The organism is Aminobacter sp. LjRoot7, assembly GCF_964252895.1.
GTDB classification, from domain to species: domain Bacteria; phylum Pseudomonadota; class Alphaproteobacteria; order Rhizobiales; family Rhizobiaceae; genus Aminobacter; species Aminobacter aminovorans_B.
Window position 1 is genome coordinate 573,348 of the sequence record NZ_CAXUPX020000001.1, and the last position, 15,313, is coordinate 588,660.

11 protein-coding genes are annotated in these 15,313 nt (G+C 62.3%); 5 read left to right on the forward strand and 6 right to left on the reverse strand.

What is annotated here, in order from left to right; translation table 11 throughout:
* Nucleotides 1-31 precede the first annotated feature (31 nt).
* Both ACSQ3E_RS02735 and ACSQ3E_RS02740 read right to left on the reverse strand, forming a co-directional pair.
* Nucleotides 32-2,449 (reverse strand): DNA/RNA non-specific endonuclease, encoded by a 2,418-nt coding sequence (locus tag ACSQ3E_RS02735; protein WP_436121523.1) that lies wholly within the window; start codon nt 2,447-2,449, stop codon nt 32-34.
* Nucleotides 2,450-2,545: 96 nt separating this feature from the next.
* A complete protein-coding gene (locus ACSQ3E_RS02740; protein WP_310316529.1) occupies nt 2,546-3,142 on the reverse strand; it encodes a TetR/AcrR family transcriptional regulator in 597 nt (198 codons plus the stop codon).
* 130 nt (nt 3,143-3,272) lie between these two features.
* On the opposite strand from ACSQ3E_RS02740, the gene ACSQ3E_RS02745 reads away from it, so the two are divergent.
* The 5 genes from ACSQ3E_RS02745 (at nt 3,273) to ACSQ3E_RS02765 (ending at nt 10,388) form a co-directional block, all read left to right on the forward strand.
* On the forward strand, nt 3,273-4,277 hold the full coding sequence (locus ACSQ3E_RS02745) for an NADP-dependent oxidoreductase (RefSeq protein ID WP_436121524.1): 1,005 nt from the start codon (nt 3,273-3,275) through the stop codon (nt 4,275-4,277).
* A gap of 93 nt (nt 4,278-4,370) precedes the next feature.
* Nucleotides 4,371-5,372, forward strand: coding sequence for an NAD(P)-dependent oxidoreductase (locus ACSQ3E_RS02750; RefSeq protein WP_436121525.1), 1,002 nt, complete (start codon nt 4,371-4,373; stop codon nt 5,370-5,372).
* A 249-nt stretch (nt 5,373-5,621) separates the two neighbouring features.
* On the forward strand, nt 5,622-9,116 hold the full coding sequence (gene carB, locus ACSQ3E_RS02755; RefSeq protein ID WP_310316517.1) for a carbamoyl-phosphate synthase large subunit: 3,495 nt from the start codon (nt 5,622-5,624) through the stop codon (nt 9,114-9,116).
* 291 nt (nt 9,117-9,407) lie between these two features.
* Complete coding sequence (locus ACSQ3E_RS02760) at nt 9,408-9,785, forward strand: hypothetical protein (RefSeq protein ID WP_436121526.1); 378 nt, start codon at nt 9,408-9,410, stop codon at nt 9,783-9,785.
* A 237-nt stretch (nt 9,786-10,022) separates the two neighbouring features.
* Nucleotides 10,023-10,388 (forward strand): hypothetical protein, encoded by a 366-nt coding sequence (locus ACSQ3E_RS02765; protein ID WP_436121527.1) that lies wholly within the window; start codon nt 10,023-10,025, stop codon nt 10,386-10,388.
* 50 nt (nt 10,389-10,438) lie between these two features.
* Here ACSQ3E_RS02765 and ACSQ3E_RS02770 read toward each other — a convergent pair whose 3' ends face one another.
* The 4 genes from ACSQ3E_RS02770 to ACSQ3E_RS02785 form a co-directional block, all read right to left on the reverse strand.
* Entirely contained in the window at nt 10,439-10,906 is a 468-nt protein-coding gene (locus tag ACSQ3E_RS02770) for a hypothetical protein (protein WP_436121528.1), read from the reverse strand.
* A gap of 2 nt (nt 10,907-10,908) precedes the next feature.
* Nucleotides 10,909-11,994 carry a DUF262 domain-containing protein gene (locus ACSQ3E_RS02775; RefSeq protein WP_436121529.1) on the reverse strand — a complete coding sequence of 362 codons (1,086 nt, stop codon included), beginning with the start codon at nt 11,992-11,994 and terminating at the stop codon, nt 10,909-10,911.
* A 1,065-nt stretch (nt 11,995-13,059) separates the two neighbouring features.
* Nucleotides 13,060-14,715 carry a peroxidase family protein gene (locus ACSQ3E_RS02780; RefSeq protein ID WP_436121530.1) on the reverse strand — a complete coding sequence of 552 codons (1,656 nt, stop codon included), beginning with the start codon at nt 14,713-14,715 and terminating at the stop codon, nt 13,060-13,062.
* Between the two features lie 109 nt (nt 14,716-14,824).
* Entirely contained in the window at nt 14,825-15,313 is a 489-nt protein-coding gene (locus ACSQ3E_RS02785; protein ID WP_436121531.1) for a GNAT family N-acetyltransferase, read from the reverse strand.

A 15,313-nucleotide genomic window follows, 5' to 3' on the forward strand; every position in this document is an offset into this window, starting at 1 on the left:
TCGACCAACGGCACACCATCTCCGCTCCCGCCTACTTCCGTCGCCGACTCGGCTTCGACACCTTCTTGACGCCACCCCCCCGTGCCGGCTTCGCCGCGGCTTTGCCCGCCCTTGCCGCCGGTTTGCGTGGCCTTGCCAGGTCCGCTGCCTCCAGCGTCAATGCCGGCCTGCCGATCGCCTCCTGTCCAACGCGCACATCGGCGTCACGCAAGGTGACGCCGAAATCGAGCCCGGTCAGGCTCTCAATATGCGCCACCGTCGTCAGGAACTCGGACACACGCGCCAGTTCCTCGGCATCGCCAAACGCCTCCGCCACGCCTTCAGGCATCACCTCGATCAGCGGCCCCTGGTCGGCGAGAAGTGCTATCGAACGCAGGTCAGTACCGTCGTTCCACGCTGCGATCTTCCAGAATTTCAGCGGCACCTTGCTTTCGAAGCGATAGGGAGGATCGCTGTCGGCGAACACCGGCCCGGCAAACACCGTCACCCTTTGGCGCATGGTCACCGCGTTGCGCAACACATAGGTCTCGACCGCCCGCCAGCGCAGCTTGCCCTTTGAGCCCGGCCGGTTGAGCGCGCTGCCCTGGTTGAAGAAGCCGAGCTGCGGTGCGGCATTGGTGTAGAAGAACGTGTCGCGTTCGGCCGCCACCGCTTCCGCATCGGTGCCCCAAGCCGGGTCGCCGCGCAGCGTGATGTGGCCTTTCTGGAAGATCCGCGCCTTGCGTTCGTTCGACGTCGCAATCGGGAAGCCCGCCACTTTCTGCGCGTCATAGAAGGGCTTGTTCATCTGCTCTTCCAGAGCCACGCGGCGGTCGGGTCGGAAATCGTCGCTGGCTTCCGCCCCGCCGATCGACTCGATGCCGAGCTCGCTCAGGCTTGGATCCTCGGTCACCGTCTTGTCGTCGCGGTTGACCGCCTTGATGCGGGAGCCGTCGATGTTGCAGGCGGTGAAATAGGCAAGCCGTCGCTCGGCGTTCATGACGACGGAAAAATGGTGATACGGCAGCTCGAACGGGTCGTCGCTGGGCTTGGCCAGCAGATTCCTGGCGGCCCGCCCCGGCGCGCCGTCATGCTTGGGCAGCGGCAGCACGAAACTGGGCACGAAACCCGGCTCATAGCCGCCGCGGTCGTCGAAATTCTCGGTCTTCCAGCTCGCCGCCTCGGCCCCTGGACCACCCGTCCTGACCTCGCCCTCGCCGGACTTCGGCGCGAAGCCAGTCGACGCCTGTGCCATCAGCGGCGCGCGCACGCTGATCTCGATCGGAAACGTCCAGGTCACCGAGCCGTCGTCGCCCAGCCGGACCTTGGGCTCGCGGTCGCCACCTGATGTCAGTGACTGCGCCTTGCCGGCTTTCGCCGCCGCCCGGTCCGGTTCGCTTGCGCCCTCGGGCACCGGCTGCAGCTTCAGCCTGCCGGCCTCTTCCCAGACGTCGAGCAGTTGCGTCACCGCCGCCCGGCTGCGGGCGTCCATGCCGGCAAGCCGCGACTCCAGGTCGTTGACGATGGCGCTGATGCGGATGCCTTCGTTGATCTCCTTGGCCAGCGGCTTGCCGTCGGTGCCCATCACCTCGTGCCACGGCCCGCCCCAATGATGCAGGGCGATCGGCTCCCACTCGTTGTTGAACACCGGCGAGCCCGACGAACCCTGCTCGGTATCGGCGACATAATGCAGCACATGCAGCGTCTCATCGCGCGCCACCAGGTGGTTCTCGCGCAGCACCAGCTCCTTGTGCCGGCCGTCGGGGTGTTGGACGACATTGGCGATCTCGCCCAGCATGTGCTTGTCGCCGGCGCTGGACAGCACCAGGAAGCCGAACTCGTCGAGCGCACGCGGGCCGCGCCGGCGCTGGCCGATCCCGATCAGCGTGTAGTCGAGCCCGTCTATGTCGTCGGTGACGAAGCACAGATCCGGATCGAGGAAAAACGACGTCGGCTGCCTGAGCTCGTTGAACTTGTCGCGCTCATAGTCGAACTGCACCTGGAACCGCGCCGCATCGGCGGCCGTCTGGATGACGTGGTGATTGGTCAAAAACAGGTTCGGCCCGACCAGGAAGCCGGAGCCCTGCGGCATCTCGTTGAGAAAGGCGACCCGGCCGACGGCATCGGCCGCGCGGCGCCCGCGTTCAAGAAAGGCAACGCCGACAAAGTCCAGCGTCGATCCCTGGATCGCCTCCGGCCCCATCGGCTTGGCCGCCGCCATTGCGGGCTTTCGCCCTGCTTTTGCGGGTTCGGCGACCGTCTCGATCGCCGTCGAGATCATCTCGGCCTGTTCGCGGGTCAGGTCGGCTTTGACCTGCAGCCGCTCGACGCGGCGACGGCGTTCCGGCTCCGCCGCCAGGGGGTTGCCCTCGGCGATGCGCGCCAGCGACGTGTCTATTTCAGGTCTTGTTTTCTTCAACCTTTCACGAACGACACGTTCAACTTCACCGAAGGTCTGGATATCAACCATGCCCGCCCCCTTGCTGAAGACCCCAAGTATAACTTGAGAACCTACGCGGAGGTAGCGACGTTTTGTTGACAGCCCTCGCTGGAAAACTGCCCGCGGTCAGCGGCGAAACCGCTCCAGTGTCGCCGTGAACAGCTCGGTCAACGCGGCAACTGCGTCGTCATATGAAATCCGACCCGCCGCCGTATCCCGCGACACGGCCTCGGCCGCCCCGAGAAGCCCCGACAAAACAGGCTCGCCAATGTCGGCTGGCAAATCGACGAAGCGCGAAACGGCATCGCGATACTCGGCGAGATAACCATTGCGCAGCGTCTGGCGAAACTCGTCCATCTCTTCGGTGCCCGAAAGTGCGGCAAATACCGCGCCCGCTTCGGGGCCGGCCCGGCTGGCACAGCGCACGTAGGCCTCGCCCAGAATGCCGGCCACATCGCGCAGCGTCTTGCCGCAGCTGGCAAGCGCCTCGCGCTGCGTCTCCAGTTGCAGGTCGCTGTAGGAGGAGAACAGCGCCATCAGCAGCCCCGCCCTGGTGCCAAAATGCTCGTAGGCGATCGGCTTGCTCACCCCTGCCCGTTCAGCCACCCGGGCGAGCGTCAGCGCGTCGGTGCCTTCCTCACGCACCATCTCCTGGGCGGTTTCCAGCAGCTGCGCGCGCCGTTCGGCCTTCGGCAGTTTTTTCGTCGAACTTGCAGTCGTCATCGCCTTCGCATCCGGCCCGAAATTTTTCGGCCTGCGGCTTGAACATCGCCGCACGCCACATATGTTACCATCAGTAACTTACAAAGAGTAAGCTACACCTAGTAGATGACTACACATATAGGGGAATTCAATGTCCATTGCAGCCCGTGAAATCCACCTGAAGAGCCGCCCGGCCGGTTTGCCGGGAGCCGACAATTTCCAGCTTGTCGAACGCAGCTTGCCGGCCCCCGCCGAAGGCCAGTTGCTGGTCAAGACGCTGCTCATGTCGGTCGACCCCTACATGCGTGGCCGCATGACCGACCGGCCAAGCTACATCGCCCCCTTCGAGATCGGAAAGCCGCTTGAAGGCTCCGCCGTCGGCATCGTCGAGCAGTCAGCCCACCCCGACTTCAAGGCCGGCGACCTGGTCAGCCACTTCTCCGGCTGGCGCGACCACGTGCTTGTCGATGCCTCAACCGCAAACAAGATCGACGCGTCAAAGGCGCCGGCCGAAGCCTGGCTTGGCCCGTTGGGCATCCCCGGCCATACCGCCTATGTCGGCCTGCTCCGGATCGCCGGGCTAAAGGCTGGCGAAACCGTCTTCGTCTCGGCTGCCGCCGGTGCCGTCGGTTCGATGGCCGTGCAGATCGCCAAGCTCAAGGGTGCCCGCGTCGTCGCCTCCGTCGGCTCGGAGGAAAAGGCCCGCTGGGTCGAGGAACTCGGCGCCGACGCCGTCATCAACTACCGCACGGCGGGAGACCTGACCGAGGCGCTGAAAAAAGCCGCGCCTGAAGGCATCGACGTCTATTTCGACAATGTCGGCGGCGATCATTTGAGGGCAGCGCTCGAAGTCGCCAAGCCCCGCGCCCGCTTCGCCATCTGCGGCATGATCTCGGGCTACAATGATGAAAAGCCGGTTCCCGGCCCCGACAATCTCGCCGCGATGGTCATCAAGAGCATCAGCATGCGTGGCTTTCTGGTGCTCGACCATTTCGACATCCTGCCGGAGTTCATCGCCGACATGGCCGGCTGGCTGGCCGATGGCCGCGTGACCTACCGCGACACCGTCGTTTCGGGCCTCGAAAACGCGCCCCAGGCCTTCATCGGGCTCTTCTCTGGTGAAAACCTCGGCAAGATGCTGGTCAAGCTCGACTGACAGCAGGCGGCGGGTTCGCTCGCCGCCTTCACCTCATTCCAATCCAGACATTAGAGCGCCGCCCTCGCGCGGCCACGGAGGAGTATTGCCCAAATGACAACGCACAAGCCCGTCCTCATCATCGGCGGTTCCGGTTTCGTCGGCGCCCTTGCCGCCCGCACGCTGCGCAAGCTGCACCCCACACTCCCCATCGCCATCGGCGGCCGCAATCTCGACAAGGCCGAAGCCGTCGCAAGCGAGATCGGCAACGCCGAAGCTGTCGTCATCGACCTCGGCCGCAAGGACCTTGGCGTACCGGCGGACAAAGGCTTCAGCGCCATTGCCATGTTCGTCTATGACAACACGCTCAATGCCCTGCACTACGCCCAGACCAACGCGGTGCCCTATCTCAGCGTCTCGACCGGCATCCAGGAGATCGGGCCGGAGATAGCGCTTTATGCCCACAAGGCGAATGCGCCGTTCGTTATGGGCAGCAGCTGGCTCGGCGGCGCCGCGAGCCTCGCGGTCGTGCATTTCGCCAAGCAGTTCGAGACGGTTGATTCGATCGAAATCACCGCCCTTCTCGATGAGCACGACATGGGCGGCCCCGCCGCCGAAGCCGACTTCCACCGCCTCACCATGATGTCCAGCACCCTGGGCCTCGAAGGCGGCAAATGGCAGTGGAAGCCGTCTGGCGAACAAGGCCGAAGCGTGACGAGTGTCGACGGCCGGCAGGTCCCCGGCCTGTCCTACGCGCCATTCGACGTCTTCAGCCTGCCAGTCACCACCGGCGCAAAGACTGTACTGTTTGATTTCGCGCTCGGCGAAACCGCAAGCCGCCATCGCGGCGAGCATTTCTCCACCGAGATCACCATCGCCATTTCGGGCAGGAGGAAAGACGGCACTGAGGGCCGCAACCGTTATGAATTCGTCCATCCCGAGGGCCAGGCACCGGTCACCGCACTCGCCGTTGCGCTTGCAGTCGAGCGGCTGACCGGCCTCGACGGCAAGGCACCGACGGCACCCGGCCTCTACTTCGCCGAAATGCTTGTAGAATCGGACTATGCGATCAAGCGCTTCAAGGAATTCGGCGCCAGCATCACGCAGGCGGCATAGGCAAATACCGCTCCAAATGGGCAGTCGCTGACCTCGGCGACTGCCCTTCTGTTTGTGCGAGTACGGCATGTGCGCAGCCGACGCGCCTCAAAGCCGCATCCCGGTACAGGAAAAGCGTTTTTTTGGGGTTCCCCCCTTCCCATCCTTCCCCTATAAGGCCCGCCTAGCCTCTAGTTGACTCTTCTTGCGCACCGGCCGGGATTCTCCCGTCCCGGTTCTTCGCGCAGGCATATTTTACGGACCGTACACATGGCAAAACGCACCGACATCAAGTCCATCCTGATCATCGGCGCCGGTCCCATTGTCATCGGCCAGGCCTGCGAGTTCGACTACTCCGGCACCCAGGCCTGCAAGGCGCTGAAGGAAGAAGGTTACCGGGTCATCCTGGTCAACTCCAACCCGGCCACGATCATGACCGATCCGGAGCTGGCCGACGCTACCTACATCGAGCCGATCACGCCCGAAGTCGTCGCCAAGATCATCGCCAAGGAGCGCCCCGATGCGCTGCTGCCCACCATGGGCGGCCAGACCGCGCTCAACACCGCGCTGTCGCTGCGCCGCATGGGCGTGCTCGAGCGTTACAATGTCGAGATGATCGGCGCCGACGCGCACGCCATCGACAAGGCCGAGGACCGCTCGCTGTTCCGCGAGGCCATGGCCAAGATCGGCCTAGAAACCCCACGCTCGATGCTGGCTAACGCCTCCGACGTCAAGGATGCCGACCGCAAGAAGCACGAGGCCGAGCGCGCCGCGCTCAAGGCCGAGAACCCGGCCAATCTCGACGCCGCGCTCGACGCGCTCGAAACCCAGTGGAACCTCGGCGAAGGCGACCGCAAGCAGCGCTACATCAATCACGGCATGGCGATCGGCGCCCAGGCGCTCGACCATGTCGGCCTGCCCGCCATCATCCGCCCGTCCTTCACCATGGGCGGCACCGGCGGCGGCATCGCCTTCAACCGCCAGGAATTCTTCGACATCGTACAAAGCGGTCTCGACGCCTCCCCGACCACCGAAGTCCTGATCGAGGAATCGGTGCTCGGCTGGAAGGAATACGAGATGGAGGTCGTGCGCGACCGCGCCGACAACTGCATCATCATCTGCTCGATCGAAAACATCGACCCGATGGGTGTGCACACCGGCGACTCGATCACCGTTGCCCCGGCGCTGACGCTGACCGACAAAGAATACCAGATCATGCGCAACGCCTCGATCGCGGTGCTGCGCGAGATCGGCGTCGAGACAGGCGGCTCCAACGTCCAGTTCGCCGTCAACCCGGCCGACGGCCGCCTCGTCGTCATCGAAATGAACCCGCGCGTCTCGCGCTCGTCGGCGCTGGCCTCCAAGGCCACCGGCTTCCCGATCGCCAAGATCGCGGCAAAACTCGCCGTCGGCTACACGCTCGACGAACTCGAGAACGACATCACCGGCGGTGCGACGCCTGCCTCGTTCGAGCCGTCGATCGACTACGTCGTCACCAAGATTCCGCGCTTTGCCTTCGAGAAATTCCCGGGCGCCTCGCCCGTGCTCACCACCGCCATGAAGTCGGTCGGCGAGGTCATGGCCATCGGCCGGACCTTCCAGGAATCGCTGCAGAAGGCGCTTCGCGGCCTTGAGACCGGCCTGACCGGCCTCGACGAGATCGAGATCCCCGGCATCGGCGAAAACGGCGACAGCGGCGACGACCGCAACGCCATTCGCGCCGCACTCGGCACGCCGACGCCCGACCGCCTGCGCATGGTCGCCCAGGCAATCCGCATGGGAACCTCGCTCGAAGACGTGCACGCCATGTGCAAGATCGACCCGTGGTTCCTCGAGCAGATCGCCGGCATCATTTCGATGGAAGCCCGCGTCCGCGAGCACGGCCTGCCGCAGGATGCCGAAAACCTGCGCATGCTGAAGTCGATGGGCTTTTCGGACGCACGTCTCGCATCCTTGACGAAGACAGAAGCCGAAGCCGTTCAAAAGACTCGTCAAAAGCTCGGCGTGCACCCGGTCTACAAGCGCATCGACACCTGCGCTGCCGAGTTCGCCTCGCCGACGGCCTATATGTATTCGTCCTACGAGCTGCCCTTCGCCGGTGCCGTGGCCGACGAGGCTCAGGTCTCCGACCGCAAGAAGGTCGTAATCCTCGGCGGCGGCCCCAACCGCATCGGCCAGGGCATCGAGTTCGACTATTGCTGCGTGCACGCCGCCTATGCGCTGCGCGAGGCCGGCTACGAGTCGATCATGATCAACTGCAACCCCGAGACCGTGTCGACCGACTACGACACCTCCGACCGGCTCTATTTCGAACCGCTGACGGCCGAAGACGTGCTTGAAATCCTGCGCGCCGAACAGGCCGCCGGCACCCTGCACGGCGTCATCGTCCAGTTCGGCGGCCAGACCCCGCTCAAGCTCGCGGATGCGCTCGAAAAGGCCGGCATCCCGATCCTCGGCACCTCGCCCGACGCCATCGACCTCGCCGAGGACCGCGACCGCTTCCAGAAGCTCCTGCACAAGCTCGACCTCAAGCAGCCCAAGAACGGCATCGCCTACTCCGTCGAGCAGGCCCGCACCGTTGCCGGCGAGCTCGGCTTCCCGCTGGTCGTGCGCCCGTCCTACGTGCTCGGCGGCCGCGCCATGCAGATCATCCACAATGAGGGCATGCTGCAGTCCTATTTGCTCGACACCGTGCCGGGCCTGGTGCCCGAAGACATCAAGCAGAAGTACCCCAACGACAAGACCGGCCAGATCAACACCCTGCTCGGCAAAAACCCGCTGCTGTTCGACACCTACCTGTCGGGCGCCATCGAGGTCGATGTCGACTGCCTCTGCGACGGCAAGGCGACCTATGTCTCCGGCATCATGGAGCACATCGAGGAAGCCGGCATCCACTCCGGCGACTCGGCATGCTCGCTGCCGGTGCACTCGCTCTCCACCGAGCTCGTCGATGAGCTCGAGCGCCAGACCTCGGCCATGGCGCGCGCGCTCAATGTCGGCGGCCTGATGAACGTGCAATACGCCATCAAGGACGGCGTCATCTACGTGCTCGAAGTGAACCCGCGCGCCTCGCGCACCGTGCCCTTCGTCGCCAAGACCGTCGGCAAGCCGATCGCCAAGATCGCCGCCCGCATCATGTCGGGCGAGAGCCTCGACGAGGCCTTCGCCCACTACGGCGCCAAGCCCGATGCGCGCAATCCCGGCCACATCGCGGTCAAGGAAGCGGTGTTCCCGTTTGCCCGCTTCCCCGGCGTCGACATCCTGCTCGGACCTGAGATGAAGTCGACCGGCGAGGTCATGGGCCTCGACCGCGACTATGCGCTCGCCTTCGCCAAGGCCCAGCTCGGCGCCGGCGTCGACCTGCCGCGCTCGGGCACGCTGTTCGTCTCGGTCCGCGACGAAGACAAGGCTGGCATCCTGGGTGCCGTCCAGCGCCTCTCGGGCCTCGGCTTCAAGGTGCTGGCAACCTCCGGCACCGCGCGTTTCCTCGTTGAAAACGGCGTGCCGGCCGAAAAGATCAACAAGGTGCTCGAAGGCCGTCCGCACATCGAGGACGCCATCCGCAACCGCCAGATCCAGATCGTCTTCAACACCACCGACGGCCAGAAGGCCGTGTCGGACTCCAAGTCGATCCGCCGCGCCACCCTGATGCAGAAGGTGCCCTACTACACGACGCTCTCAGGCGCCGCCGCCGTCGCCGAAGCCATCGCAGCCCTCAAGGCCGGCTCGCTCGAAGTCCGTCCGCTGCAGGACTACTTCAAGTAAGAGGCGCAGTACCTTTGTAACTTGCCCGCCACCGCATCTGCTATTGTTGGAGATGCGGTGGCGGGCAAGTTACAAAGGTGTCGCCACCACATGTCCCGACGCCCAAATATATTCACAAGCTAAAGCGCTTCCCAGGGGCACCGCGCGGTCTGCAACCAGCACCACAACAACAGCAATAGCTAAGATAAAGACACCTTCTTTGTCGGCACTCCGTTATTTGTTCCACTTCCACCTTCCCACACGCATAGAGTGCAGATAAATCTTTCTCATTCACTTGGGGGAGTTTGGGGAATGAAGCTGAAAACCGTGCAGCTGGCACTGGCATCGGTGCTGGCAGGACTTCTGGTTGTGGCCGCACCGGTCGCGGCGATGGCCAAGGACAAGGGCTCGCTGGCCGGTAGCGAAGGCAAGAAGCGCTACGCGGCGCAGTTCGGCCAGACCACCGGCCCATGCAAGGATGCCTACAAGAAGTACGTCGCCGCCCCCGGCCACTCGGCCTATGCGCAGACGCACGTGAACTTCAACGTCGAAGCCTTCTACTGCGCCGACTCCCTCAACGCCCCGTCCCAGGCGGCGGCCGAAAAACAGGCGCTGGAGCGCTGCAACTCGGTCGGCAAGAAGTACAAGCTCAAGACAACAGGCAAGTGCGCCATCTACGCCTCGAAGTGAGACGCGAGCTTACCCTCCCCCTTGTGGGGAGGGTCGATCCGCAACGCGGATCGGGGGGTACCCGAAGCAGCGCACGTCCCCGGTCCCAACTGACTGGCGCCACGCCAGTCCTTGCTGGCGGCTTCAGAACCAGTGACGCACGGAGGCAGTCTGCCGAAGACTGTCGCTACCACGCCTCGCACCCTCGTCATCCCTTCCCCATCCGGCTACCCTGCCCCGCCAACCAGGAATCGCCGCATGCCCATCGCCTACGACCCGTTCGACGAGATCCGCCGCGAGGCAGCGGGCACAAGCCTGATCCCGCCGCAGGTGGTAGCCGACAATGCCGCCAAGGGCCTCGACCTGAGGAAGCAATTCGGCCGCGGCGGCACCGAGATCGGCGTCGGCCGCGCCGAGGAGCTTGTCGCCCGCACCGAGCTTTCGCCCCACACCATCAAGCGCATGGTCAGCTACTTCGCCCGCCACGAGGTCGACAAGCGCGGCAAGAATTTCGGTAACGAGCAGAACCCCTCAGCCGGCCACATCGCCTGGCTGCTCTGGGGCGGGGATGAAGGGCGGGAATGGGCGGTGGAGATGAAGGGGCGGATGAACAGACATTCATAGCCTGCGACAACAAGCCCTTCGTCGCGCAAGGCGAAGTTTACACAAATCAATTAATTACAATGCTGATCAAAGCACTTGTTTAACGCATCCAAAATGTGATCTGCCGCGCGCTGCCCATGTCGAACATCTGTGATCGTAATATTCGATCCTCGTTTATGCCCAGCGTCATGGCGGGCCGCAATGATATTACTGTATGTTGTGACTATCCTGTCCTCAACAAATTCATTAAAGGTATCCCTAAACACTTCCCCAAACCTTGCAGTAAGCTTTGAAATATCTGACTTTGGAGTCCTCCTAATAAGATCGTCCATCGTCGATGTGACAAATGACACCATGATCGGATGGGAGTACATCCCAAGTCTTTTCTTTACAATCTCGGAAACTCTCTCTTCCATCTCCGAGTACAATACAACGGCCGCGTATTGTGCTAGAAAATTTGACACGGCACCCATATCATCCCGCGATTGAACCGTGCGTTCAATCATATCCAGTACGGCCGACGTTCTTTCGAGAGCCATGATTAACTAACCAAGTATTTTTTGGCGGCTTCGAACCGACGATTCACAACAACCTGGTCGCTCGTGTTAAACGAAACATCATCTTGAAATTGCTTGTCTGCAACAAGATTTTGGAACTTTGCTTTCAAATCGGAAACATCGCCAGCTCGCATGAGCGTCGCTACAACCGCGTCAAGGGCGCTAAAATTTAGCCTGCCGCGCAGATGGAAAGGCTTCGACCCGAGTTCGGCCAAAATCAAGTCGCATGCCATGCTAAATTTGGAAGCCATCTCAGACATCTCGTCAGTTTTTGCCTGACCCTGCCCGCCCTTCGCTGCAGTAAAGTGAACCGCACAATCGTTCAGGAAACGCTTCATCGGCTTATCATAAGCCTCTAGGTCTTTGTAAAAAGACATGACACGTAATATTAGCTCTTTATCTCTAAGCCTTTTATCAGCCTTGTCAACGCCAAGAATATCTCGCCATGACTTCATCAAGTTGAGCTGCTTAAGCCTATTTAAATATTCGCTTGCGTAAACACACTGACGAACCTCCATCGCATTTAGGCGAATACCTCCAGTATTCAATCTTTCAAAAATATGAAATATACTTGAATGATCTGCCGGGTGCGTTTGCTGGATTACAACAGCCCGAAGCACCGTCGTCTCCAGATTAAATCGAGCATCCTCCGGCAACTCTTCAAATGTTCGCCCAAGCCAACGATCATCTACACCTTTGAGACGAAATTTAGATTCTCCAAATATTCCCTTCTGATAATCTACAATACTTCGGATTCTTTGGTGGCCATCAATGATCCAAAACGACTTTGAACCGGCTGGCTTGTACAAAAATACAGGAGGGACAGGTAATCCCAACAAAAATGATTCAATAAGCTTACTTGCCCGCGTCTGATCCCAGACATATTCTCGTTGGAAATCAGGTATAGACAGCTGGTTATTATTCCATTGCTCAAGGTATCCTTTGAGAGTGGTATCAGCTGGGTAAGAGAAAATCTCGTATTGGGACGCAGGTAGCGCCTCGTCATCCGAATCTGGTTCTGTCTGCTCAAAATCAATGTCCGACAGGTGCGCTTCGACTTCATTGGTCATTCAAAAGCATCCAATACAATTCACCGACAAAAAACCAATAACCCAAGTCGGCCCCTTCACCATGAAGGGAGTAGTACTCAACATCGCCACTCATCTGTCATCAGTCAATCCACAATCAATCATTTGATGATGTAAACCCAGTATGCTGTCGCAATTGGAAACACGACTAGAGTGCGTCGACTACTGCGCGAGCCCTGATTCCGGCCCGGCCTGTCCCGTCACCATCTGTCAGCAATCCGCGTGGATAACCCCACCCCTCTTTTCCACGCCCTGAAAACCTCCCGTACACTCCATGCCAGTTCCTCCTGCGGGAACGCCGGTCGCGACGGTGGCATGCGGGCCGGCGCTTCCGACCATGGGCTAACGTGGCTCGTGGTCCGGGGAGGTTCCGTCCGAGGGTTCCCCTCCGGGCACTACGGCCCGGGTGCGCTGGACGATGCGCCAGGGCGGGCAAGGGCGCCAATGCCCCGGCTCCAGGAAGCGGAACGGACGGGAACGGAAATCGCCGGGTGAGACATGGACGGCCAAAGGCCGGCGAAAAGCCAACGATTTGGCTTTTCGAATGTCGAACGCCCGGAGCCACAGCGGAGGGCCGCGAGCGCCACATACTCACATTCGGCAGGCCCGGCCTCACGCCCCGCTTCCCGGATTTCTCTCCCGACAAGGGAGCGTTCTTTGACAATAGCCAGGCGCGAAGGCGAGCGTGGCAGTGAACAAGTTTGGCTTCTTTCATCGTTCGCGAGAAGGTGGGATGCGGCCGCGCAGCGGACGAAAAGCCAATCGCTTGGCTTTTCGAGCATCGAACGCCAGCAGGAATGGGAGCGGCACGACGTTCACGCGTCATCCCGGCCGAGCAAAGCGAGAGCCGGGATCCATTGACTGGATCATCGTCTTTCACGGCCGGGTCCTCGTCCTGGCGCCTTCATGAAGGCAACTGCAACCCAGACCCCGGCCGCGCCAGTCATAGTTCCCGGCTCTCGCTTCGCTCGGCCGGGATGATGGCGGCGTGTGCGCCGTTATCAAAATGGGAGACCTGCGCCCCTCGGGGCCGCCCCCGCCTACCCCTCAATCCCCTACCGGGTTCAGCGGATCGGCCACCCCGTTCGGATCCCCCGCCGCCGCGACGAACTTCAGCAGGTCGGTCATGAAGAACGTGCCTGGCACATCAGCCGGCAAATGCGGCTTCCAGCCTTCCTGCGACAGGTAGGAGGCCGCGTCGCCCTGGACGATGCCGATGAAGGTTTCGGCGATGATGCGCGCGCCCACCGGCCCGAGCTTCTTGCCACCGCCGCGGATGCTCGCTTCCTTGAGGATGTAGTACCAGAGCGGCGTCTTCTCGTGGAAACCGAGCGACTTGGCGGCCGCCCCGTCGGGACCGTCGGCCGCGATCTCGGCCGCCGAGATCGGATCAAAGGCGATCTTTTCGCGCATCAGTTTGGCGACGTCCTGGCCCGACGGCAGGCCGATCTGCACGCCGCGCCGGAGGTTGCGGAAGGCGAGGCTCGCCTTCTTGTCCGACGGATCGACGCCCGGCAGCCGGCCAAGCTCGCTCGCCAGCAGCGGGTCGAGCCGGCGCGAATGGTTGAACTCGGCCTTGATCGCCGGCGGCGCCGGCAGGTCGAAATAGCGCCGCCAGTCGATCGCCCAGTTGCTCGGAAACGTGCCCTGCCCCGGCGTGCCGCTGTCGAGCCCGCCCGACAGATTGGTGAAGCGGAAGAAGAAGTTGAACGTGCCTTCCGCCAGATGCGGATCGGGCGAGCGGAAGATGCGGTTGTGGTTGTAGCGCGGCCGCACCATCGAATGGCCGAGCCGGTAGGCGGCACCGGAAAACTCCCACGGCATGAAGGGCTTTGTCTTGAAGCGGTAGAACTTGCGGCCGTCATGCAGGATTTTTGCGACGATGCCCGGCTCGGTCAGCCGCTCGACCCAGTCATGCAGCACCATCCACTGGTAGTGCCAGCGCACCGTCTTGCTCGCCTGGTTGAACAGCTCGTTGTCGGGCACCGTGCCCCTGATGTGCTCCACCACCGCATTGTGGAACTTGAGGAAGGCCAGATGCAGCTGCGCGACGATCAGGTTTTCGTCGTTGCGGTGGTCGCCAATCAGCGCCACGCCTTGCGCGTTGCGCGGCAGGTCGTGGCCGACAAGCTGCTTGACCTGGCTGCCCGCCGGCTTGTCGATGTTCTCGCGCGTCGCCTCCGCTGTCCCAAGCAGCAGCCTCGGCGTGTCGACCATGGCACCGCTGGCGTTCGGCGCCCGCTCGAACAGGAAACGATGCGGCCCGGGGCCAGCACCATAGACGCAGTCGAGGTCGAGCCCCGGCGTGCGGAAGTTGCGCGTCATTGCGGGGTCGGCCTGCGCGTCGGCCAGCGGCGTCAGGTCGAGCGTGATGTCGTGGTCGACGAATTGACCGAGATAGGTGAAGCCAGCCGGAATGTCCGGATTGTCGTGGTCTGCCTGCCCCGGGTCGTCCGCGGCAAGGTCGGGCTCGACCATCGCCTTGGCAAGCTCGAACAGCGGTTCATCATCCGCCTTCAGCCCCTTGCCCTTCAATTCGCCGAACATGAAGTCGAAAAAAGCCTCGCCCGCAGCACCACCGACGGCAAGCGGCGAAAATCCCTCGGCGTCCTGCTGCGCCGCCGCAATTGCGGCATTCTCCGCCACCACCTGGCGACTGACGAAACCGTGTCCGATACGTTGCCTGAGATTCGGTCCGGCCATGCTGATCCCTCCCCTTGGCTGCGTGAAGGGAGGCAGCGTAACGCCGATCAATTATTCATGCAATCTAAAATAGAATACTTGTCGGATATTCTATTTTTAGTTGCATATTCTAGCCGCCCCAATCCACCTCGGTCATGCCGAGTCTGATGTAGAGCCGAACGGCAGCGGCGTTGTCGAACAGGTTGGTCTTGAGATCGATGTGATCAGCGCCGCGCGCGGCGAAAGTGGCAAAGACATGCCACAGCAAGGCTTCGGCGATGCCCTTGCCGCGAAAGGCGGGGTCTACCGCAAGGTCCTTCAGGAAGCCGCTGGTCCAGCTGAGCGCCGCACCGGCCAGCCGGCCCTCACCGTCGAACACCAGGAAACACAGTTCCGGATCGAATTCGGAATCGGCCTCGAGCCGCGGCCACCACTGGTCGAATGGGCCGTTCATGCCATCGTCGAAGACGAGCTCAAGCAGATCGTAGAGTGCGGTGGCGTCGGACGCCTTAAAGGTCCGCATTGAAAAGCCGGCGGGCCAGCGCGGCGGCTGCAGTTCGCCCGGCAGCATCCTGCGCAGGCGGACGTCGTTTTCCCCCTGCGGCGACGGCATCGGCAA